This is a genomic window from Brevibacterium atlanticum, assembly GCF_011617245.1.
Taxonomy (GTDB): domain Bacteria; phylum Actinomycetota; class Actinomycetes; order Actinomycetales; family Brevibacteriaceae; genus Brevibacterium; species Brevibacterium atlanticum.
Map to the genome: position 1 here is coordinate 3,309,025 of NZ_CP050152.1, position 20,675 is coordinate 3,329,699.

General features: G+C 64.9%; 20 protein-coding genes. 9 read left to right on the plus strand and 11 right to left on the minus strand.

Features of this window, described 5'->3' with window-relative positions; translation table 11 throughout:
- The first annotated feature begins 101 nt into the window (after positions 1-101).
- Positions 102-467: a VOC family protein gene (locus GUY23_RS14750; RefSeq protein ID WP_166973514.1), complete on the plus strand. Its 366-nt coding sequence runs from the start codon at positions 102-104 to the stop codon at positions 465-467.
- Between the two features lie 234 nt (positions 468-701).
- Positions 702-2,150, plus strand: a complete 1,449-nt coding sequence (locus tag GUY23_RS14755; RefSeq protein ID WP_166973517.1) for an MDR family MFS transporter — start codon at positions 702-704, stop codon at positions 2,148-2,150.
- Positions 2,151-2,166: 16 nt separating this feature from the next.
- On the opposite strand, the gene GUY23_RS14760 is transcribed toward GUY23_RS14755, so the two are convergent.
- On the minus strand, positions 2,167-2,655 hold the full coding sequence (locus GUY23_RS14760) for an SRPBCC domain-containing protein (RefSeq protein WP_166973519.1): 489 nt from the start codon (positions 2,653-2,655) through the stop codon (positions 2,167-2,169).
- Between the two features lie 16 nt (positions 2,656-2,671).
- On the opposite strand from GUY23_RS14760, the gene GUY23_RS14765 reads away from it, so the two are divergent.
- Complete coding sequence (locus GUY23_RS14765) at positions 2,672-3,016, plus strand: ArsR/SmtB family transcription factor (RefSeq protein WP_166973521.1); 345 nt, start codon at positions 2,672-2,674, stop codon at positions 3,014-3,016.
- A 69-nt stretch (positions 3,017-3,085) separates the two neighbouring features.
- Positions 3,086-4,642, plus strand: a complete 1,557-nt coding sequence (cycA, locus tag GUY23_RS14770) for a D-serine/D-alanine/glycine transporter (RefSeq protein ID WP_166973524.1) — start codon at positions 3,086-3,088, stop codon at positions 4,640-4,642.
- A gap of 221 nt (positions 4,643-4,863) precedes the next feature.
- Here cycA and GUY23_RS14775 read toward each other — a convergent pair whose 3' ends face one another.
- Positions 4,864-6,087 carry an MFS transporter gene (locus GUY23_RS14775; RefSeq protein ID WP_166973526.1) on the minus strand — a complete coding sequence of 408 codons (1,224 nt, stop codon included), beginning with the start codon at positions 6,085-6,087 and terminating at the stop codon, positions 4,864-4,866.
- A 111-nt stretch (positions 6,088-6,198) separates the two neighbouring features.
- Here GUY23_RS14775 and GUY23_RS14780 point away from each other — a divergent pair, with 111 nt between their 5' ends.
- On the plus strand, positions 6,199-6,750 hold the full coding sequence (locus GUY23_RS14780; protein ID WP_166973528.1) for a hypothetical protein: 552 nt from the start codon (positions 6,199-6,201) through the stop codon (positions 6,748-6,750).
- Positions 6,751-6,943: 193 nt separating this feature from the next.
- Here the strand turns inward: GUY23_RS14780 and GUY23_RS14785 are convergent, their stop codons facing one another.
- The 8 genes from GUY23_RS14785 to aztB form a co-directional block, all read right to left on the minus strand.
- Positions 6,944-7,387 (minus strand): NUDIX hydrolase, encoded by a 444-nt coding sequence (locus GUY23_RS14785; protein ID WP_166973530.1) that lies wholly within the window; start codon positions 7,385-7,387, stop codon positions 6,944-6,946.
- Positions 7,384-8,004 carry a DNA-3-methyladenine glycosylase I gene (locus tag GUY23_RS14790; RefSeq protein WP_166973532.1) on the minus strand — a complete coding sequence of 207 codons (621 nt, stop codon included), beginning with the start codon at positions 8,002-8,004 and terminating at the stop codon, positions 7,384-7,386. The genes GUY23_RS14785 and GUY23_RS14790 overlap by 4 nt, the downstream gene beginning before the upstream one ends.
- Complete coding sequence (gene betT, locus GUY23_RS14795) at positions 8,004-10,073, minus strand: choline BCCT transporter BetT (RefSeq protein ID WP_166973534.1); 2,070 nt, start codon at positions 10,071-10,073, stop codon at positions 8,004-8,006. The genes GUY23_RS14790 and betT overlap by 1 nt, the downstream gene beginning before the upstream one ends.
- 309 nt (positions 10,074-10,382) lie before the next feature.
- Positions 10,383-11,765, minus strand: coding sequence for an NAD-dependent succinate-semialdehyde dehydrogenase (locus GUY23_RS14800; RefSeq protein WP_166973536.1), 1,383 nt, complete (start codon positions 11,763-11,765; stop codon positions 10,383-10,385).
- A 132-nt stretch (positions 11,766-11,897) separates the two neighbouring features.
- A complete protein-coding gene (gene aztD, locus GUY23_RS14805; RefSeq protein ID WP_228282406.1) occupies positions 11,898-13,163 on the minus strand; it encodes a zinc metallochaperone AztD in 1,266 nt (421 codons plus the stop codon).
- Positions 13,164-13,209: 46 nt separating this feature from the next.
- Positions 13,210-14,196: a zinc ABC transporter substrate-binding protein AztC gene (gene aztC / locus GUY23_RS14810; RefSeq protein WP_166973538.1), complete on the minus strand. Its 987-nt coding sequence runs from the start codon at positions 14,194-14,196 to the stop codon at positions 13,210-13,212.
- A complete protein-coding gene (locus GUY23_RS14815) occupies positions 14,193-15,419 on the minus strand; it encodes a YncE family protein (RefSeq protein WP_166973540.1) in 1,227 nt (408 codons plus the stop codon). Before GUY23_RS14815 ends, aztC begins: the two co-directional genes overlap by 4 nt.
- Positions 15,420-15,447: 28 nt before the next feature.
- Positions 15,448-16,278 (minus strand): zinc ABC transporter permease AztB, encoded by an 831-nt coding sequence (gene aztB / locus GUY23_RS14820; RefSeq protein ID WP_166973542.1) that lies wholly within the window; start codon positions 16,276-16,278, stop codon positions 15,448-15,450.
- 30 nt (positions 16,279-16,308) lie between these two features.
- Here aztB and aztA point away from each other — a divergent pair, with 30 nt between their 5' ends.
- Together aztA and GUY23_RS14830 are read left to right on the plus strand one after the other, a co-directional pair.
- Positions 16,309-16,995: a zinc ABC transporter ATP-binding protein AztA gene (gene aztA, locus GUY23_RS14825; RefSeq protein ID WP_166973545.1), complete on the plus strand. Its 687-nt coding sequence runs from the start codon at positions 16,309-16,311 to the stop codon at positions 16,993-16,995.
- Positions 16,996-17,014: 19 nt separating this feature from the next.
- The gene (locus GUY23_RS14830) at positions 17,015-17,368 is read left to right on the plus strand and encodes a nuclear transport factor 2 family protein (protein ID WP_166973547.1); all 354 of its coding nucleotides are present in this window, start codon (positions 17,015-17,017) and stop codon (positions 17,366-17,368) included.
- Between the two features lie 91 nt (positions 17,369-17,459).
- Here the strand turns inward: GUY23_RS14830 and GUY23_RS14835 are convergent, their stop codons facing one another.
- Positions 17,460-18,380 carry a 3-hydroxyacyl-CoA dehydrogenase NAD-binding domain-containing protein gene (locus GUY23_RS14835; protein ID WP_166973549.1) on the minus strand — a complete coding sequence of 307 codons (921 nt, stop codon included), beginning with the start codon at positions 18,378-18,380 and terminating at the stop codon, positions 17,460-17,462.
- 155 nt (positions 18,381-18,535) lie between these two features.
- Here GUY23_RS14835 and GUY23_RS14840 point away from each other — a divergent pair, with 155 nt between their 5' ends.
- Positions 18,536-19,399: a hypothetical protein gene (locus GUY23_RS14840; RefSeq protein ID WP_166973552.1), complete on the plus strand. Its 864-nt coding sequence runs from the start codon at positions 18,536-18,538 to the stop codon at positions 19,397-19,399.
- Between the two features lie 231 nt (positions 19,400-19,630).
- On the plus strand, positions 19,631-20,602 hold the full coding sequence (locus GUY23_RS14845; protein ID WP_166973554.1) for a hypothetical protein: 972 nt from the start codon (positions 19,631-19,633) through the stop codon (positions 20,600-20,602).
- Positions 20,603-20,675: the final 73 nt, after the last annotated feature.

The following is a 20,675-nucleotide window of genomic DNA, read 5'->3' on the forward strand; positions in this document are numbered from 1 at the left end:
TTTCCGATCGCTCATCCAAAGGTGACATGAACTGTCACTTATTGCTGTCAGTCTAGGAGAGCACCACAAGAAGGACCACGAATCCAACAAAGGAGAACATCATGCCCACGCCGAATCTCTTCCTCATCTACGTCACCGATGTCGAAGCATCGACCGCGTTCTATCGCGATCTGTTCGACATGGAACCCGACATGGTCACACCGCGATATGTCCCATTCACAGTGGCACAGGGTGTCCTGTTCGCCCTCTGGAGCGGAGGTGCGGAGTCCGTGGCCGCGGCAACGGCGCGGACGTCCGAGGTCGGGCTGATGGTGCCCGGATCCGCCGAGGCGGTCGATGCCGTCTACGACGAGTGGACAGCGAAGGGCGTTACCGTCATCGACGAACCGCACGACGCCGTCTTCGGGCGCACCTTCGTCGTCGCCGACCCCGACGGCAACCTCACCCGCGTCTCACCGGTCGACTGATCGACACCAGTATGTGCAACCGCCGTCTGTACGACCGGTGTCTGCACATGGTCAGGTTGATGAAATCACAGCCTCCCGGAGCGACCTGGCTGGGGTGCGTGCGTTAAACTGCATGATGAAGTTATATAACTAGGGAATCGAAGTTCTCGGCGCAACGGTGTGCTGCGGCAGCGCGCTGCCCGCGGGGCGGATCGCCGCTGAGCAACGATCCTCAGCAGACGCACGGGTGAAGGGATGGCATTGACGAACGGAGACACAAGCCAGCAGGAATCGACAGAGGGCGCCCCGATCAACCGGAATCTCGTCCTCGCTGTGCTCGTTTCCGGGGCGTTCGTCATCATCCTCAACCAGACGCTGCTCAATACCGCGCTGCCGCACTTCATGAGCTATTTCGACATCACCTCTGGGGCCGCCCAGTGGGTGACGACGAGCTTCATGCTCGTCAACGGCATCATGATCCCGGTGACCGCGTTCCTCATCCAGAAATTCACCACCCGGGGCCTGTTCTTCACGGCGATGGGCCTGTTCATCATCGGCACGCTTGTCTGTGCGATCGCACCGGTCTATCCCGTGATGCTCATCGGCCGCGTCATCCAGGCCTCGGCCGGCGGCATCATCATGCCGCTGATGCAGACGATCCTGTTCGCGATCTTCCCCGTCGAGAAGCGCGGATCGGCGATGGGCACCTTCGGCCTCGTCATCGCGTTCGCCCCGGCGATCGGGCCGAGCCTCTCGGGCTGGATCGTCGACCACCTGCCGTGGCAGGTCCTGTTCTACATGATGCTGCCGATCGCGATCATCGACCTCGCCATCGCCTACTTCCTGCTCAAGAACGTCACCGAGCGGACCTATCCGCCCCTCGACATGCTCTCGATCGTTCTCTCCACCCTCGGCTTCGGCGGTCTGCTCTTCGGCTTCGGCACCGCCGGCGACGCCGGATGGGTGAGCGCCGAGGTGCTCATCCCTCTCGTCGTCGGTGCAGTATCGCTGACGTTCTTCATCCTGCGCCAATTCAAACTCGAGCAGCCGATCCTCGAGTTCCGCATCCTCCGCTACCGGATGTTCACTCTCAACACCGTGCTGGGCATGTGCGTGTTCATCGTCATGGTCGGCGGCATGATGGTCCTGCCGCTGTATATGCAGAACATGAACACCTTCTCCGCGATGGAATCCGGGCTGGCTCTGCTGCCTGGTGCTGCGGTCATGGGCCTGATGTCGCCGGTGACCGGACGAGTCTTCGATGCGATCGGTGCGAAGTGGCTGGCCGTCGTCGGCTTCACGCTGCTGACGGGAACGACCTTCATGTTCGCCCGTCTGGAGCCGGACACCTCATTCTTCTACCTCGCCGCGGTCAACACCGTCCGCATGTTCGGTGTGGCCATGGTGATGATGCCGGTGACCACGGCGGCGCTGAACCAGCTGCCCTCGCACCTCATCCCCCACGGCACAGCACTGAACAACACGATGCGACAGATCGCCGCCTCGGTGGGCACCGCGGCGCTGGTGACGGTCATGGTCTCAGCTGCACGGGATCCGCAGACCTATGGAGTGGCCGGACTGATCCATGGTGCAAACGTCGCGTTCTTCGTCGCCGCCAGCGTCGGCGTCCTCGGCATCATCGGAGCGTTCTTCATCAAGAACTCTCACGGGCTGGAACCGGGGCAGAAGAAGGCGACTCACTGACTGCTGCCGGCGGCGTCTACTTGTAGTAGCCCTCGCGGAGGTTGATGCCGTGCTCGATCCAGACCTTGAGTGCTGAGAGCATTCCGGTCCAGCCCATGCAGTTGCCGAAGGCTCCCTGCGCCCCGCCCTCGGTGAGCTTCCACGACTTCTCGGTGATCGTCACGAGAGTGCGAGTGCCGTCATCGACAGACGTGAACTCGAAGGTCGTCGTCGTGCTCGGCTCGACCGACTGATCAGATCCCTCCCATCGGATGACGATCTTCTCATCCTGCACAGTCTCAACGACTTCGACCGGGAAACGACCTGGGAAGTCCGCGAAGTCCCAGCTCACCTCGGCGCCTGCTTCCAGTCGACCGCGCGCACCGCCGGTGGCGAAGTAGCGCGAGAGCTGCGCCGGATCGGCGACGGCCTCATAGGTCTCATGCGGCGTCTTCGACACGTACCCAGTCACTGTGAAGGACAACTCCTCGAGGGGTTTACCCTCGGCGTTCGCCTCATCATTCATGTGATATTTTTACCACATGTCTGATCGGGAAGGAACAGGTCCGCTCATACCGAATTCGGATGAGCGCGACGATGCCGTATTCAAAGCCTTGGCGAATCACACGCGCCGTCGCATCCTCGACCTCGTCCGCACGGGCCCGCTCTCGACTGGCGAGGTCTGCGAAGCGTTCCCAGGCCTCGATCGCACCACGGTCCTCCAACACATCCGCGTCCTCGAAGGCGCCGAGCTCCTCACCGGCCGCAAGATCGGCAGGACCCGCCAGCTGGCTCTCGCTCCCCTGCCGATCAAACGCATCCACGACCGCTGGATCGATGACTACACGCGCGCAGCCGTCGGCCTGCTCGCCGATCTCGACACTTGACTCAACCGATGAGCTCTACTCGCCGACGCCGTGAGAACCCCCTGTGAGTCCCGCGTCACAGTCATGTGTATGCTGACCGACGGACCTGTTCGATGTGAGGCCGATCTCGTCTCCGACGATCGCCCCATCGTTTCGGCCCTCCCGTGTCAGCCGACCACCGTCAAGGAGCAGAACACCACTGTGACTTCCCAGAACCCCACCGAGCTCAAACGCGCACTGTCGAATCGCCATATCCAGCTCATCGCGATCGGAGGTGCGATCGGAACCGGCCTGTTCATGGGTTCGGGAAAGACGATCTCGGTCGCGGGCCCCTCGGTCCTCCTCGTCTACCTCGTCATCGGCTTCATGCTCTTCTTCGTCATGCGAGCGATGGGCGAACTGCTCCTGTCGAACCTGGAATACAAGAACTTCAGCGACTTCGCCGGTGATCTGCTCGGACCGTGGGCCGCCTTCTTCACCGGCTGGACCTACTGGTTCTGCTGGGTCGTCACCGGTGTCGCCGACGTCGTCGCGATCGCCCACTACGTCGCCTTCTGGTGGCCGCAGCTGCCCCTGTGGATCCCCGCGATCATCTGCATCCTCGTCCTCGTCGGCCTCAACCTGCCCACCGTGAAGTCCTTCGGTGAGACGGAATTCTGGTTCGCCATGGTCAAGATCGTCGCGATCCTCGCCCTCATCATCGTCGGCCTCGTCTTCATCCTCACCGGGTTCGAACACGGCGGAGACCGCGCCTCCTTCGCCCACCTGTGGGACCACGGCGGCTTCTTCCCCAACGGCTTCATGGGCTTCGTCGCCGGCTTCCAGATCGCCATCTTCGCCTTCGTCGGCATCGAGCTCGTCGGCACCGCCGCAGCCGAGACGAAGAACCCGCACACCACCCTGCCCAAGGCCGTGAACTCCATCCCGGTTCGCATCCTGCTCTTCTACGTCGGCGCACTCATCATCCTCATCTCGGTGCGCCCCTGGGACAGCTTCAGCGCAGACGAGTCCCCCTTCGTCGCGATGTTCGCCCTCGCCGGTCTCGCCGGGGCGGCCGGTGTGGTCAACTTCGTCGTCCTCACCTCGGCGACCTCGAGCGCGAACTCCGGTATCTACTCGACCTCCCGAATGGTCTACGGACTCTCGCTCCAGGGCGACGCTCCGAAGGCCTTCTCCCGGCTCTCGAGCCGCCGGGTGCCGCAGAACGCGCTGCTGTTCTCCTGCATGTTCCTCCTCGCCGGCGTCGTCCTCCTCTACGCCGAGGGCAGCGTCTCGACAGCCTTCACACTCGTGACCACCGTGTCCTCGCTGTGCTTCATGTTCGTCTGGACGATCATCCTGCTCAGCTACATCATCTACCGTCGCCGCCGTCCCCAGGACCACCAGCGCAGCACATTCAAGATGCCCGGCGGAGCGTTCATGCCCTTCGTCGTCCTCGCCTTCTTCGTGTTCGTGCTGTGGGCGCTGACCACCCAACCGGACACCATGGCCGCCGAGCTCGCGACTCCGGTGTGGTTCGCGGTCCTCGGTCTGTTCTACCTGCGTGTGCGCCGCAACCCCGAACACCGTGCGCTGCGTGAGGCACATCGGGCCAAGGTCGCCGAAGAGCGCCGCGCTTCGGCACCGAGCGAGCACTCACAGGTCTAAGGAACCCTCGACCCGCCGACTGCACGAGCTTCACAAGTATGGTCCGCAGGATTTCCTGGGCGATCCCCGGCGTTTTCGGCGACGAAATCACGGTGGAGTGACCAAACATTTCCCTCCAGGGGGTCTGCCGGCTACGATCCCTGCCCGGCCGGCCCTCGTCCCTGCCGGCAGGCCCTCGTCCCATGCCCGGCCGGCCCTCGTCGCCATCCACGGAGCCCAGATCAGTTCGCGTATCCCCGTCGACCCTGCAGGGTCCGCGCGATCCACGACACCGCACCGGCCAACAGCAGGAGCAGAGCGCAGAGTAAGAACGTCGACGACGACCCGAGATAGGTGAAGCCGAGTCCGCCGAGCACGCCGGCGACGGCGAGTCCGACGTCGAAGTTCATGTTCCAGGCGACGCTGGCGCGGCTGGGCGTGCTGACCGTGGCGAAGGCCATCACGAGGCTCGCCGACTGCATGGTGCCCAGCCCCAGACCGATGATGATCATCGCCGCGAACAGCGATCCGCCGTAGAGGACGACGGCGCAGACCAGGCCGATCGCGGCCAGTGCGAGACCGAGGACATTGAGCGCAAACGGCGGGAGGCGGTCGGCGATGGCCCCGGCCACGAACCGTCCGATCACCGCCGAGACCTGCATGGTCGCGATGAACAGGGCCGCACCGGCGACGTCCTGACCGGGCCCGAATCCGATGATGAGCCCGAAGACGATCATGCCGACGAGGAACGGCGAGAGCATGAGGACGAGTCCGAGCGCCTCCCCGGCCCTGCGACCTGCCCACCTCAGCGTCCGTCGCTCGTTGCGTCCCGAGCGGATGTCGACCTCGCCGTCGGTTGCGCCGTCTTTGTCTTTCCGTCGCCGAGGCTGCCGTCCGGGTACGAATCTGATGACCGTGGGGACGGCGAGCAGAAGGCAGGCACAGACGATGACACGGAAGGTCCAGAGAGGGATCGTCTCGACCAGCCACAGTCCCAGCGGAGCTCCGACCGCCGAGGCCAAGGAGGTGATTCCGCCGAAGAATCCAAGTGCTTTGCCGATGCGTCCGGGCATGGTGGTCCCGGGCACCGCCGCATTGGCCAGGACCACGAAGAGTCCGAATCCGACACCTCCGGACAGACCCGCGAGAACGAGTCCGAGCAGAACGGGAGTGACGAAGAGCCCGAGGAGCTGACCGAGGAACTGCAGGACGATGGCGAGGAGCAGGGCACCCTTGAACCCCAAAGCACGGCCGGCCCAAGGGGCGAACGGTTGGGCGGCGATGACTCCGAGCATCATCGTCGTGAGCACGGAACCGCCGGTGACGGCCGAGAGCCCGCCCGCCGCGGCGATGGAGACCATCGTCGAGTAGCTGAAGAAGAAGGCGGAGAAACCGAACATCCCCGTCCAGACCAGCCCCAGCAGCGCAGGCGTGTAAGTCCGTTGATCGTGTGGTTCGGGGCTCATATCCCGAGGTTACGACATTGCGACCGACCCGGCTGGCGTACCCGTCGGTTCCGCGCCTGCGAGCAAGGCAGTGTTCATCTGCAGGCCAGACTGTCCGTTTACCATCGGCTCATGAACTCTGCGAAACTGAACCGCACCGCCCCCAGCGGCGCCATCGATACGGCGTTCGTCCTCAAGTACGAACCCCTCTACGTCCTCAGCGACGTCGAAGCGGACCTCTTCTCCTCGATCGGACCGAAGGTGCAGACTCGGGAGTCGTATAAGCGCAAGCACTTCCTCAAGGTCGCCGAGTGGAAGGCCGTCGGCGTTCTGCCGCGGCTGGAGTCCATCGATTCTGCGGACATCGACTTCGTCACCGGTGTCGCGCTCGACGACGACACACCCAATCACCTGCGGATGTCCCTGCTGCAGATTCTGCCCGGGGTGGGCGTTCCACTGGCCAGCACGCTGCTGACCGTGGTCAATCCGAAGAAGTTCTCCATCATGGACACCCGGTCGCTGTCCGTACTGCACGACCACGGTCTCGTGCCTACGGACAACCCGACCGCCATGGACTATCAGACCTACCGCAAGCTCATGAAGTCCCTGGCGAAGGGCGCCAGCTGCGCTCCGCTCGACCTCTACCGAGCCCTCATCGCCTATTCGCGGGGCCAGCAGGACTGAGCCTGCCTCATGCGGCCAGATCCAGCAGCATCGTCCGTCATTGACCGATGTCGGTGCCGCCGACATCGTCCTCAGCTTCGTCACCGCGGCCATGGCCCTGGCACACGCGCTCCATCTGTTCGTCATCGAACTCGCCTTCCAACGCCGAGGCGACTGAGGCCAGAGACTCGAAGCTCGCCGAGGCGGGCCTGCATCACTCTGTAAGGGTCCAGCCTGCCTGGAGCGCGGGGATCACCTCGTTGCGGGTCAGCGGCGCGAACTGACGGTTCTCGTCATCGGCCGGGAGCGGATCGATCGGGAACCAGCCGACCTCGGCGATCTCGGCCAGATGCGCCGTGTCGTCGACATCGAGTTCAGCGGGCAGGCCCTCGTAGCAGAACACATCGCCGATCACCCGATGGTCGGCCTCGTTCGCGGCAGCGGCAGAGAACCGACCCAGGGATGTCAGCCGCTGCCTGTCGAGCCGCAGACCGAGTTCCTCGGCGATCTCGCGAATCACCGTCTCCTCGGCGCTCTCCCCTGGCTCGGGTTTGCCTCCGGGAAGCATGAACGATGTGGTTCCCGCCTTGCGGACCATGAGCAGTTCGGGCCGTTCGGGGTGGAGGAGGACGAGGGCGGAGACGTGGATGTCGTTCATGCCGACCACACCCCGGAAGCACCTCGGCGGTGGGAATCGAGCAGATGCGTGTCGACCATGCCGATCGCCTCCATGAGCGCATACATCGTGGTGGGTCCGACGAACCGGAACCCTCTCTTCTTCAACGCCTTCGACAGCGCCACGGATTCGGGGCCGGTGGTCGGAATCTCGGCGAGGGTGCGCGGACGCGGAGTCTCATCCGGCTGGAACGACCAGAGGAACTCGTCGAGTCCGCCGTCTTCGCGCAGTTCGATCACGCGGGCGGCGTTGTTGATGCACGCTTCGATCTTGCCGCGGTGCCGGATGATGCCGGCGTCTGCCAGCAGTGCCTCGATCTCCGGTTCTCCGAACCGGGCGACGGCCTCAGGATCGAAGCCGGCGAAGACCTCACGGAAGCGATCGCGTTTCTTCAGGATCGTCAGCCACGACAGTCCCGCCTGGAACCCTTCGAGGCTCATCCGCTCGAACAGTCCTGCCTCATCGTGGATGGGCATGCCCCATTCGCAGTCGTAGTAGCTCAGCAGCGCTGGGTCGCCGTAGGCCCACGGTGTCCGCGCCAGCCCGTCGTCGCCGACGACCACCCCGCCGGGCTCACTCGAATCCGGTTCTTCGCCCATCAGTCCTCACCGTGGGCGATGTTCTCCTGCATCTGCAGGAATCCGACGTGGCGTTCGTACTTGTCGAGCACGTCGTTGATGAGCTGGTCCTTCGTGTAGCCCATGATGTCGTAGCCCTGGCCGACACCGCCGTCGAGGTAGACCTCCATCCGATAGTAGTCCTCGGTGCCGCGGGGCACGTGGCCGCCGAAGGACGGGACGCTGACCTTCCGCGGCCACACCTGGTACCGGAACGGGAACTGTCCCTCGCCGTCGACTTCGAGTTCGATGAGCTCTCCGTCGTCGACGAACTGCCCCTCGGAATCGACGCGACCGCAGCGGGCGGAGATTCCTCGGTCCTCGAGTTCCGCGGCGACCTCGCCGAGAGTGGGGACAAGAGTCTTCTCGACGAAGCCTTCGGCCTTGGACTTGTTCGGGAACGACAGCACCCGGCCGAGCTGACGCTGCCAGGACTCGTGCCCTTGGCCGGAGGCGGAGCGGCGTGCCAGAGAGGCGGGCAGGCTCTGGTCGATGATGTCGACGCGATGGGCTTCGATCCGCAGCGCTCGGTAGAGGCCGATCATCACGAGGATGACGACGAAGGCGAACGGCAGCCCCATGATCACCGTCGCGTTCTGCAGTGCGCCGATGCCGCCGACGATGAGCATCGCGATCGTCAGGGCACCGGTCAGCAACGCCCAGAAGATCCGCAGACCGGCCCGTCCGTCGTGCTGCGGGCTCGGCAGATGCGAGGACAAATTCGCCATCACCAAGGCAGCGGAGTCTGCCGAGGTGACGTAGAAGAGCAGTGCGGTCAGCGTGGCAACTGCGGCAACGATGACGAATGCCGGGTAGTGAGAGAGCAGCTGGTAGAAGCCGCCTTCCGGGAAGAGGATCGTGTCCTCGCCGAACTTCTTGTTCCCGCTGCGGATGATGTCGAGCGCCGAGTTCCCGTAGATCGAGATCCACATGAAGATGTAGATGAACGGGATCGTCAGCGTGCCGATGACGAACTGGCGGATGGTCCGACCCCGCGAGATGCGTGCGAGGAAGAGGCCGACGAACGATGCCCAGGCGATCCACCAGGCCCAGAAGAACAGGGTCCAGTCGGTCATCCATGTTCCGGTGTCCTCGAAGGCGAAGGTCTGACCGACCATGTCCGGGAAGAGGCGGACGAAGTCGGCGACGTTGAGGACGAAGGCGTTGAGCAGGAACTTCGTGTTGCCTGCCACGAGCACCCAGATGCTCAGCGCGATCGCGAGGAAGACGTTGAGGATGGAGAGGAACTTGATGCCCTTGTCGACACCGGAGACCGCGGAGAGTGTGGCCACACCGACGCCGACGACGACGATCCCGATCTGCGCAGCGGTGCCGACGGGCAGGCCGAAGACCTGGTTGAGTCCGACGTTGACCATGACCACGCCGATGCCCAACGAGGTGGCCACGCCGAAGATCGTACCGAGCAGGGCGGCGAAGTCGACGGTGTCACCGAGGGTGCCCTGTACCCGCTTGCCGAAGATCGGGGCGAGCGCGGACCGGATCGCCAGGGGCATGTTCATCCGGTAGGCGAAGTAGGCCAGGGCGATACCCATGAGGGCGTAGAGTCCCCAGCCGCTCAGTCCGTAGTGGAAGAGGGTCCACACTGTGGCTTCTCGTGCGGCATCGACCGTTTCGGGTTCGGTGCTCGGCGGGGTGAGGTACTGGGTGACGGGTTCGGCGACCGCGAAGAACATGAGGTCGGTGCTGATGCCGGCGGCGAAGAGCATCGACGCCCACGCGAGGAGTCCGTATTCGGGCTTCGAGTGCTCGGGCCCGAGCTTCGTCGAGCCGTAGCGGGAGGCCGCGAGGTAGATGACGAAGACGAGGACGATCGCGACGAGGAGGACGTAGAACCAGCCGAACCAATCGGAGGTCCAGCCGACCACGGCGCCGAGGACGGTCTCGGCGTTGGTCGGGGCGAAGAAGGCCCACAGGGTGATGGCCAGGGTGCCGACCGCCGCGGCGATGAACACCCGCCAATTCACCGGCGGCAGTGAGATCTTCCCCCCTGACTTCTGCTCTCCGGTGGAACTGTCCACTGTCGCTGTCATCTGTCTGCTCCTTCTTCGGACGCGGCGGCGTCCTCCGCATACACGGACTTCTGCTTCATCGGAATGGGGCGATCCACCCGGACGGAATCTCCGGGTGCGGCCAGTCTTGGACGCTATCACACTGCACACCCGTGCCGAGGTGCTCGCGTCAGACTGCGTCCGAACTGAGATATGCGGCCACCGCGTGGGCGAGCGCCGAGAATTCAGGGCACAGACATGACGAACGCCCACACCGAGGTGGGTGCGGGCGCTCATCACAGGTATCAGCCGACGAGGAGGTGGTCGACCTTCATCGCCGAGGCGGCCGTGTCAGTCCTGCTTGTACACGAGCTGCTTGTTGACGAACTCGTCCATCGCCAGCGGTCCGAGCTCACGGCCGACCCCGGAGCGCTTGACTCCGCCGAAGGGCAGGAACTCGCGCGTTCCCTCGGGAGCGTTGAGGAACACCATGCCCGAATCGATCTGCGAGCCGACGCGTTCGGCCCGTTCGACGTCACCGGAGAACACGGCGGCACCGAGACCGAACGGGGTGTCATTGGCCAGTTCGACGGCTTCCTCTTCGCTGCCGACCTTGTAGACGATGACAGCGGGACCGAAGAGCTCCTCGTAATACCCGCGCATGCCCTTCTCGACTCCGGTGAGCACGACGGGTTCGACGTAGGCGCCGCCTCCGTCGTACTTCTTGCCGCCCGCCAGCAGGGTCGCGCCCTGGCTGACGGTGTCCTGGACCTGTTCGATGAAGCGGTCGGCCGCGGCCACCGAGGACAGTGGGGACAGGCGGGAACCCTCCTCACCCGGCGTCGCAGGGGTGCGCTTCTTGGCCTCCTCGGTGATGGAGGAGACGAAGTCGTCGTAGAGGTCGTCCATGACGATCATCCGCTTGGGCGAGTTGCAGGCCTGGCCGGTGTTGCCCATGCGGGTGTTGAAGAACGTCTTCGCGGACTCCTTGACGTCGGCGGAGTCGAGGAGGATGTAGGGGTCGGAACCGCCGAGCTCGAGGACGACCTTCTTGAGGTTCTTGCCGGCCTCGGCGGCCACGGCCGCACCTGCCCGTTCGGAGCCGGTCAGCGAGACGCCGTGGTTGCGCGGATCGGGCAGGATGAGGTCGGCGACCTGCTCGTTGCTCGCGTAGATGTTGATGTACGCACCCTCGGGCAAGCCGGCCTCGATGAAGATCTCCTCCATGATCTGGGCCGAGCGGGGGCACTGCGGGGCGTGCTTGAGCAGGATCGTGTTGCCCAGTGCCAGGTTCGGTGCGGCGAAGCGCGCGACCTGGTAGTAGGGGAAGTTCCACGGCATGATGCCCAGCAGCGAGCCGACGGGCTTGCGGCGGATCATGGCGGTGGCGTCCTTGGGTCCGCGCAGGGGTTCATCGGCCATGAACGCCTCGGCGTTGTCGGCGAAGTACTTGTAGATGAGGCTGCACAGGCCGACCTCGCCCTTGCCTTCGGGCACGGCTTTGCCCATTTCGAGCTGGATGACCTCGGCGAGCTCTTCGGCGCGTTCGGAGTAGATCTCCGCGACGCGGGCGAGGATCGTCGCCCGTTCGGCCACGGTGGTCCGGCTCCACTCGGTGAAGGTCGTCGCCGAACGATCGAGGGCGGCGAGGATCTCGGAATCGGTGGCGGTGGCGAACTCTTCGGCGACTTCGCCGGTCGCCGGGTTGGTCACACGGTACGCGGTGGTGGTCATGGCTGTCCTCGTTTCGATTCGGGGTTGTGCCTCGGTCACCATCAAACCTATGACCGATTCCCGGCGTCGGCAATGCTCATCTCACCTCCCGGGTGAGTTGTTGAGCATCTTGTCAGCGGGCGCCGGGCCGACTCACCCGGTGACGCCGGTGACCTCGTCGGTGGCATGCGGCAGTTCGGCGGTCTTCTCCACCTTCCCGGTGCCGAGGTCGACGATGTGGATCTCCGACTTCTCCGGATCGGACACGTACGCCTTCTCCCCCTGCACGAACAGGGTCGGCCGGGCCTGCTGCCAGTCGACCGGTTCCTTCCAATCGTCGATGACGGGGTATTCCTCGTCGATGTCTCCGGACTTCGGATCGATGACCCGCAGCTTCCCATCCGTGCCGAGGACGAGGGCCTCACCATCGGGACCGCGACCCAGCGAGCGGAAGCTGTACGAAGCGCCGAGGTCGACGAGCTTCATCGTGCCCGCCTCGGTGTCGGTGAGGCTGATGCGCTCAGGACGTTCGAGTTCGGCGTCCTCGTCGACCTTGTAGTCGCCGAGCACGACCGGAGACTCGTCGCTGCCCTGCTGGTTGCCGATGCGCCCGTAGTCATCCTTCGCATCGACTTTGCTGAATTCTCCGTCCTTGTACAGCAGTATTCCGTCCTCACAGCCGAGAGCGATGGCCTCGTTCTGGGCCGCCGCCTCACCGTGGATGCCGGGGCAGTCCTCGCTGCGGGCGGTCTCCTTTCCTTCGGCGTCGACGACCTTCGCCCCGGAGCGTTCCTCTTCCGTGCCGATGGTGTGCAGGGTCGATCCGTCCTCGAGTCTGACCGCGACCCCGTGGTGCGGTTCCTCGGCCTCGATGACCTGCGGGTCCGGTGCGCCCTCGGCGAAGGCGTCGGTGTCGAAGGTCTGGATCTTGCCGTCCCCGTCGCCGAAGAGGACTGTCGTCCCACCGTGTCGGACGACGTGCCCGGGAGTGTCGGTCTCGTAGACAGTGTCGGTCAGAGCAGGCGCTGCGGCGTAGCTGTGCGTGTGGTCGCCGTGTTCCTCGGTCCAGACCCCGGCGTCGAAGAGCCGGAATCCTTCGGCCACTGAGACCATCACATGGCGTGAGTCGCCGACGGGGTTGACCCTGTTGAAGCCTTCGAGCTTCGTATCGTCGATGACCTCGAGTGTCGTCGCGTCGAGCGTCATGATTCCACCGTCATAGGTGGTCACCAGGCGCGGGGCCGGCGCATCGAGTTCCTCGGCGTCCTCTGCCCCGGCTTTTTCACCGCTGTGTTCGTCGTGACCGGCCCGGTTGAGGTCGTCGGTCTCTTCCCCGCCGGTGCCGCATCCGGCCAGCAGCAGGGTCGCGGCGAGGGCCGCAGATGCGGAGCCGATGACAGTGCGGTGTGGCCTCATCATTGGTGTTCTCATTTCCTCTGTTCTCTCTTCTTCTCTGTTGTGGATTTCAACTTTCGGGTGCCAGCCCCGCGGCGATGGCCTCGGCGTTGGCTTTCTGCATGTCGATGTAGGTCGCGGCGTCACCGTCGGCCCCGGTCAGCGACTCCGAATACAGAGCCACCACCTCGACGTCGGTATCGACCTCTCCGGAGAGCGCCTCGGCGAGCTTCTGCGGTTGGGAGGAGTCGGCGAAGATCGTCGGCACGCCTGCTTCCTCGATCGTTCGGGCGAGCTCCTCGAGGTCGGCCGCCGAGGGTGAGGCCAGCGTCGTGCCGCTGGGCAGGACCGCGCCGATGACGTCGAAGTCGAAGCGATCGGCGAAATAGCCGAATACGTGGTGGTTGGTCACGAGCCTGCGACGGTCTGACGGAATCGCCGCGGTCATGTCCGCGATCTCGGCATCGAGGTCTCTCAGCTGGTCCCGGTACGTGTCTGCGGAATCGGCGACCTGCGCGGCGATGTCACTCTCGACCTGTTCTGCCAGGGTGTCCTCGATGGCATCGACGGCGGTGAGCATGCGTTGCGGGTCGGTCCAGAAGTGCGGATCCGCCTGGCCTGAGTTCTCCCCGCTGCGGTAGTCGAGCGGATCGACGTGCTCGCCGACCTCGAGCACCTCGACGCCCTCGCTGCGGGCATTGTCGAGGTTGGAGTTCAGTCCCTCCTCGAGCCCGAGGCCGTTGGACACGATGAGATCCGCCGACTCCATCTGCCCGGCTTCCTTCGCCGAGATCCCGAAGGAATGGGGATCGGCATTGGGTTTCATCAGCACCGTCACCTCGGCGGATTCACCGACGACATTGCGCACGACATCGCCGAGGATGTTCGTCGTCACGACGATGCGCGGGGTCTCCTGCCCGGTCGAGCAGGCCGAGAGCGCGGCAGTGAGGCCGAGGACGAGCGTCGCAGCGATCGGCCGAGCGTGCGCTCCGGATCCCCGCGGACCACGCAGGTATCCGCGGTACGCGCTCCCGCGCCTCGCTCTCCGGCCGCTCATCGACCGGTGACCGCGAGCGCGGCCGGGGTTCCGCCGACGTCGAAGCTGCGCGCCTCGCGCAGTCCGTCAGCTTGGTCGAGCTCGAGGACGGCACCGGAACTCGGGTCGCTGACATACGTGCGCTCACGGTCGACGACGACGTCGGGACCGGCACCATGCCCCTCGGCAGGCGCATTCGGCACGTCGATGAGGTTCTTCTTCTCCGCCTCTCCCGACTCCGGATCGATCGAATATGCGGTGCCGTCGGCGTCGAGGGCGACCACCGCGGAGTCGTCGCCGGCCACCGAGGCGGCGACCACCTCGGCGCCGGTGTCGGCATACGTCCAGCCACCGGACTTCGCATCGAACAGGCCGATTCCATGGTCATCGAGAGGCGCGGCGGCGAGGTCGCGGCCGACCTCCACCGACCACGCTCGGGAACCGTCGGCCTCATCAGGGTAGGGCACGAGCTCTGCGCTGAGCTCCTCGTCGAATGTCATCAGTCCCTCGGCGCAGGCGAAGGCGGGACCCTCTCTGGTGACCCCGGCGCCGTGGATCTCCGCGCAGTCCTCATCGACGGGCGAGGCAGCGCCCTTCTCGTCGTAGACGGCGAGTGAGGACGGCAGATCCTCCGACGATTCGCCGGGAACGGTGGAGATCAGGTGGTCTTCGAAGGGCACCGCGACACCGTGGTGGGGACCTGGCCGGATGGTGCCGAGCTGCTCGGTCTTCCCATCGCCGAGCCCACCGCGGTCGAGCAGCTTCGCGCGCCCCTCCCCGTCGAAGAAGAGGGCGACCCCCGTGCCGGCCGAGACGATATGGGCGGGATCGGCTCCGGTGACCGCGTCGAGCGCTGTCGGTTCGGCGCGATAGTAGTGCTTATGGTCGCCGTGGTCGACGGTCCAGACTCCCGTGTCGACGGGCGTCACGGTTCCGGCCTCCTGGTCGGCGAGGTAGAGGTAGCGGTCATCCGCGCCCGCGAGTGAGGTGTTCGCGGAGGCGGGCACCTCGAGCACGGTCTCCTCGCTGAGCAGATCGAGGATCCTCACGGCCCCTGACTCCGAATCGCTGACGCTCAGGCGCAGCTGCGGTTCGCTCGCCTCCTCGGCTCCTTCGACATAGCCGTGCGGGGTCGCGGAGCCGGTGTCGGATCCGTCTGTCGGCGGGGAGGCATTCTGACATCCGACGAGCAGTGCGGCGGCCGCGACGATCGATGCGGCGGCGGGAGTCGGCAGGTTCTTCATAGCCACTTTCTATTGATATTTATTCTCATTACCAATGAGATACTAGCGCACCACGAAGCCGCTTCGCGACGAGAACGAGAAAGAACGCCCCGACGGCGATCAGCGCGATCGTCGCCCCGGCCGAGGTCCCCGAATGCCAACTGACCACCAACCCCGCAAAGGTCGCGACCGCACCGAGGACGGCCGCGGCGACCATCATCACCCCCACCCGCCTGAACAGAAGGAAGGCCGTGGCAGGCGGACCGATGAGCAGACCGAAGACGAGCAGTGTGCCGACGACCTGGAAGGACGCGACCACCGCCAGCGCCGTGAGGATGAGCATCGCCGCATGCGCGCAACCGGGCCGCATACCCAGAGTGGCCGCCTTGCGCTCATCGAAGGCCAGCGCGAGGAAGGGGCGTCGCAGCAGAATGCAGGCCAGCACCCCGAGGCACGTCGCCGCACCGAGGATCACGAGATCGACCCAGCGGACGCCGAGCACATCCCCGAACAGAAAGGCGGTGAGGTCGACAGCGAAGGACTGCGAATGGGAGACGATGACGACGCCGAATGCGAGCATGCCGACGAACAGCAGTCCGATGCTCACGTCCTGCGACAACTTCGACTCGCGCGCAACCCAGGTGATGCCGGCGGCCATGACCAGGGCACTGACCGCTGCACCGATCATCAGATGCCCCCCGAGCAGGGCTGCGATCGCCACCCCCGGGAGCATGCCGTGGGACATCGCATCCCCGAAGAATGCGAGTCCGCGCAGCACCACCCACGTGCCGATGCAGCCGCAGAGAACGGCCGCGAGAACGCCGGCGATGAGCGCGCGGAGGACGAAGGAGGCGCCGAATGGCTCGAGGAGGAATTCCATTCCTGTGATGATAGTCGTTATCATTATCGAATGAACACTTCGCCGCTCGCTGTCGACGTCACGGGCGTGACCTGCCACTACGGAGGGCATCTCGCCGTCGGTGCCATCGACCTGCACATTCCGGCAGAAGCGATCACCGCTCTCGTCGGCCACAACGGCTCCGGCAAGTCCACAGTGCTCATGGCGCTGGCAGGACTGCTGCGCCCGAGCGCCGGGACCATCACGGGCCGCCCTGCCGAGATCGCCTTCGTCACCCAGCACAGCAGTGCTCCGGACCATCTGCCGATCACCGTCAGGCAGACGGTCGAGATGGGCCGCTGGAGGGCCACGGGCCTCTTCGGCCGCCTCAGCCGGAGAGATCGGGGGATCGTCGACGACTGCCTCGAGCGGCTGAGCATCTCCGATCTTGCCGACCGACGCCTCGGCGGACTCTCCGGTGGGCAGCGGCAGCGCACGCTCGTCGCTCAAGGATTGGCCCAGGAAGCGCCCCTGCTTCTCCTCGACGAGCCGTTGGCCGGCGTCGATTCCCAGGCCGTCGCGCTCATCGGGCGAGCGATCGAGGGAGTGCGTTCCGAAGGGACGACGATCGTCCTCGCCACCCATGACGAGGAACAGGCCCACTCCGCGGATCAGGTGGTCCGACTGCACCACGGGTCCGTTGCCGAGGTGCGCACACGGCACCGGAAACCCGACTCAGAGGCACTCACACAGCAGTGACGACTGCTACGGTGAGCCTATGGCCAGTGTGACTGAACTCGTGAAGCGCTACTACACCACCGTCGACGCCGGAGATGCCGATGCCACCTCGGCGCTGTTCGCCGCCGATGCCAGCTATGACCGCCCTGGCTACCCGACGATGATCGGGCAGCAGATCACCGACTTCTACCACGGCGAGCGCATCATCGAATCCGGTGCGCACTCGCTCCAGGAGATCCTCGTCGAAGGCGATCGCGCTTCCAGCCGAGGCGTGTTCAGCGGTCGTCTCAAGGACGGGTCGGAGACCTCGGTGGGCTTCGCCGACTTCTTCCTCTTCGACACCGAGGGACTCATCGCCGAACGGACGACGTACTTCTACCAAGCAGCGGTCTGAGGCTCAGGCCGTCGGCGAACGTGGGTCGCAAACGGACATTTCTGAGCCCGAGAAGTATCCGATAGTGACCTATATTCGGGTCGCCTGAGCCTCAGACGTCGTGGCCGCGGGCTTCGAGCACCGCGCGCTGGATCCGATCACGGACCTCGGCGGCCTGCGGGGTCGGGGTCGGCCCGTAGGCCTCCTCGACCTGCTCGAAGACCTCCCCCATCGCTGATGGGTCGACATCGACGGGCAGATCCTCGATCGCGGCGAAGGCCGGACCGATGTGGTCCATGAACCCGCGGATGCCGGCCGGTCCACCGCCGAAGTGCATGCCTTCGAACTGGCCGACGGCCGACCACCGCAGACCCAGCGAATTCTTCATCACCGTGTCGAGCCCCTCGGCAGTGACAACGCCGTTCTGCACGAGCGCAATGGCCTCCTTCATCAGCGCATTCTGCAGTCGGTTGCCGACGAATCCGCGGATCTCCTGCTTCAGCACCACCGGCTCGCGCCCGCAGCTGCGGTAGAACGAGACCGCCGCGTCGATGGCCGCAGACGAGGTCGCCGGTGCCGGCACCACCTCGACGAGCGGCATGAGATGCGGCGGATTGAACGGGTGTCCGACGATCACCCGCGCCGCGGCAGCCGCGTCGAGGTGCTCGGCGATGAACGAGGCCGGGATCGTCGACGAGGACGTCGCGAACACGGCATCGGCCGGAGCCGCCTCGGCGATCTGGGCGAACAGCGCCGGCTTCGCGTCCGGATCCTCCGGCCCGGATTCCTGCACGAATGACGCCCCGGCGACGGCCGTCGCAACGGAATCGGCAGCCTCGATGCGTCCGATCTGCGTGGCCGACTCATTCTGGGACGACGCGGCTGCCGTGACATCGGCCTGGAGGCCGGCGACCACCTCGGCGAGGTCATCACGAGGGTCGAAGACCTGCACCGTGTACCCGCTGCGCGCGAAGAGGAAGGCGAACGAGCGGCCGATGGTTCCGACCCCGATGACAGCGACAGAAGAGCTCATGCATCCAGGTTATACCTGCCCGAGACGACGGTCTCGGATACCTTTGGCGGCTGAGGTGTGTCCGCCCCATGATCGGCACTGTCTCCCGTCGACCGTGGTCGAATCGTTGCCGTCCGCACCCGGCCACGGAGCCGGGTCGGTGGCACAATTACACCATGAGCGCGAATGCAGGACTGCGAACAGTGGACTCGGAGATCATCGCCCTGGCCGAGGACGAATTCGCCGCCGCGGCCGAGACCGCAGGCATCGAGGTGCGCGAGATCCACACCGCCGAGGAGGCGGCCCGGGCCTCTCTGCTGCTCGATGAGGTCTGGAGCGTCGACGAGACCGGCTCGACCGTGTTCGAACCCAGCCTCATCATCGCCTTCGCCCACGCGGGCAACTACGTCTCCGCCGCCTACAGCGTCGACGACCCGGAAGAGATGATCGGCGTGACCATCGGCTTCTTCGGCCGGCCCTTGGGCACCGTCATGCACTCGCACATCGCCGGCGTGCGCCACCAGGTCATCGGCCGCGGAGCCGGATCGGCGATGAAGCTGCACCAGCGCCTCTGGTGCCTCAACCTCGGCATCACGGAGATGACCTGGACCTTCGATCCGCTGGTCGCCCGCAACGCCTACTTCAACTTCCAGCGCCTCGGCGTCGGGATGGTCGAGTACCTCGAGGACTTCTACGGTCAGATGCGCGACGGGGTGAACTCCGGGCAGGCCAGCGATCGGATGATGGTGTCCTGGCCGCTCGACCGTCCGGCACGGGCCTCGGTCGCCGATGCCGGTTCCGCCTTCTCCTGCCTGCGCGCCGATGATGACGGCGAGCCCCTGCTCAGCGAAGTCCCGAAGGAGACCGAGGTCGTCTCGCTCGACTTCCCCTTCGACATCGAGGACCTGCGCGGTCAGGATGCGGAGCTGGCCGGCCGCTGGCGCATGGCGCTGCGGACCTCGCTGACGGGCCTCGTCGGCGACGGCTGGGTCGTCGACACGTGCCTCAAGGGCGGGACCTACCTGCTCCACCACCCCTGAGCATTTCACCTGCTCTTCCTCGAGACAACGGTGCAGCGCCGAGACACCGCTGCACACACAGTGGTCTCGGCGCTCCACCGTGGTTTCGGCTGAACCACCCGGGCCAAGGGCTTGAAACAACCGGGTACTCACCTTAAGCGCGCAGACTACAAAGTTGATATTTTGCTGACGTAGAATAGTATTTGATGCTATTTGGTTGCATTTGATGATCCATTGCGCCACACTTGGTTCATGTTCCGGACCGTGACGCGGGTCGAACTCAGCGAACTCGATATGCCTCGTGCTGACCTTGCAGAGGCCTTGAAATGCTGCCTCAAGAAGGTGCGCAAGGGCCACTACATCATCAAGTCGAACTGCCCGAACTCTCACGTCGACACCATTCGCCACTTGCTCAGAGAGCCTGGCATCACATTTCCCACATTCCGCGGCGACATCAGAGACGATGCAGAGAAGCTGCGCATGAGCATCGCCACTCGGCGGGACTCTTTACTGCCCGAAGACGCCTTTTCGCACATGTCAGCCGCCCTGCTGCATGGTCTCGACCCCGTTGAGGTCGGAACGGAAAGGGTGGAGGTCACCCGCCCTGCCTACTCTCGTGCATACTCGGACCTCTTGTTCTACGCTCGCGACCTTGCTGAGGACGATGTCGACCACACCCTCGGCTATCCAGTGACCACGCTGGACAGGACTCTTGCTGACATTGCTCTCGATCACCCACTCGAAGTATCGGTGCCCCTGATCTCGGAGGGGCTGAGAGAACGCCACATCAACAGGGAGTCACTCCTGCCGAGGCTCGCTCCGGGTCGTCGCGGCCGGAAGCGCGCCCTCCTCGCACTCGAGCTCGCAAGTGAACTCCACGAATCAGGAGCGGAGGCGTACTGCGCGGTCAAGTTCCACCGACACGGCATCACCGGAATGACGCCCCAGGTCACTGCCTACTCCTCGACAGGAGCATTCATCGGCCGGAACGACTTTCGCCATGAGAAGGCCCTCGTCGTCGTGGAAGTCCATGGGGTCGGCAAGTATTACATGCATCCCGATGGCCCCAACGCGGCCGCACGCCAGAATCACCAGCGCAATATGAACCTCGTCAATGCCGGGTTCAAGGTTTTCAACCTCACGTTCGGCGACCTCTTCAGACCCAAGATCTTCGAGCAGATCAAATGGGCCATCACCCAGGCCCTTGAACACGAAAACCACTGATCCCAAACATTGATGAACCTCGAGACAACGGTGGAGCGCCGAGACTACTGTGCACACAGCGTTGTCTCGGCGC

Excerpts from the sequence above, each read along its gene's own strand:
- GUY23_RS14750 (WP_166973514.1), top strand. The coding sequence starts at position 102 with ATGCCCACGCCGAATCTCTTCCTCATCTACGTCACCGATGTCGAAGCA.
- GUY23_RS14755 (WP_166973517.1), top strand. The coding sequence starts at position 702 with ATGGCATTGACGAACGGAGACACAAGCCAGCAGGAATCGACAGAGGGC.
- GUY23_RS14760 (WP_166973519.1), bottom strand. The coding sequence starts at position 2,655 with ATGAATGATGAGGCGAACGCCGAGGGTAAACCCCTCGAGGAGTTGTCC.
- GUY23_RS14765 (WP_166973521.1), top strand. The coding sequence starts at position 2,672 with ATGTCTGATCGGGAAGGAACAGGTCCGCTCATACCGAATTCGGATGAG.
- cycA (WP_166973524.1), top strand. The coding sequence starts at position 3,086 with ATGCTGACCGACGGACCTGTTCGATGTGAGGCCGATCTCGTCTCCGAC.
- GUY23_RS14775 (WP_166973526.1), bottom strand. The coding sequence starts at position 6,087 with ATGAGCCCCGAACCACACGATCAACGGACTTACACGCCTGCGCTGCTG.
- GUY23_RS14780 (WP_166973528.1), top strand. The coding sequence starts at position 6,199 with ATGAACTCTGCGAAACTGAACCGCACCGCCCCCAGCGGCGCCATCGAT.
- GUY23_RS14785 (WP_166973530.1), bottom strand. The coding sequence starts at position 7,387 with ATGAACGACATCCACGTCTCCGCCCTCGTCCTCCTCCACCCCGAACGG.
- GUY23_RS14790 (WP_166973532.1), bottom strand. The coding sequence starts at position 8,004 with ATGGGCGAAGAACCGGATTCGAGTGAGCCCGGCGGGGTGGTCGTCGGC.
- betT (WP_166973534.1), bottom strand. The coding sequence starts at position 10,073 with ATGACAGCGACAGTGGACAGTTCCACCGGAGAGCAGAAGTCAGGGGGG.
- GUY23_RS14800 (WP_166973536.1), bottom strand. The coding sequence starts at position 11,765 with ATGACCACCACCGCGTACCGTGTGACCAACCCGGCGACCGGCGAAGTC.
- aztD (WP_228282406.1), bottom strand. The coding sequence starts at position 13,163 with ATGATGAGGCCACACCGCACTGTCATCGGCTCCGCATCTGCGGCCCTC.
- aztC (WP_166973538.1), bottom strand. The coding sequence starts at position 14,196 with ATGAGCGGCCGGAGAGCGAGGCGCGGGAGCGCGTACCGCGGATACCTG.
- GUY23_RS14815 (WP_166973540.1), bottom strand. The coding sequence starts at position 15,419 with ATGAAGAACCTGCCGACTCCCGCCGCCGCATCGATCGTCGCGGCCGCC.
- aztB (WP_166973542.1), bottom strand. The coding sequence starts at position 16,278 with ATGGAATTCCTCCTCGAGCCATTCGGCGCCTCCTTCGTCCTCCGCGCG.
- aztA (WP_166973545.1), top strand. The coding sequence starts at position 16,309 with ATGAACACTTCGCCGCTCGCTGTCGACGTCACGGGCGTGACCTGCCAC.
- GUY23_RS14830 (WP_166973547.1), top strand. The coding sequence starts at position 17,015 with ATGGCCAGTGTGACTGAACTCGTGAAGCGCTACTACACCACCGTCGAC.
- GUY23_RS14835 (WP_166973549.1), bottom strand. The coding sequence starts at position 18,380 with ATGAGCTCTTCTGTCGCTGTCATCGGGGTCGGAACCATCGGCCGCTCG.
- GUY23_RS14840 (WP_166973552.1), top strand. The coding sequence starts at position 18,536 with ATGAGCGCGAATGCAGGACTGCGAACAGTGGACTCGGAGATCATCGCC.
- GUY23_RS14845 (WP_166973554.1), top strand. The coding sequence starts at position 19,631 with ATGTTCCGGACCGTGACGCGGGTCGAACTCAGCGAACTCGATATGCCT.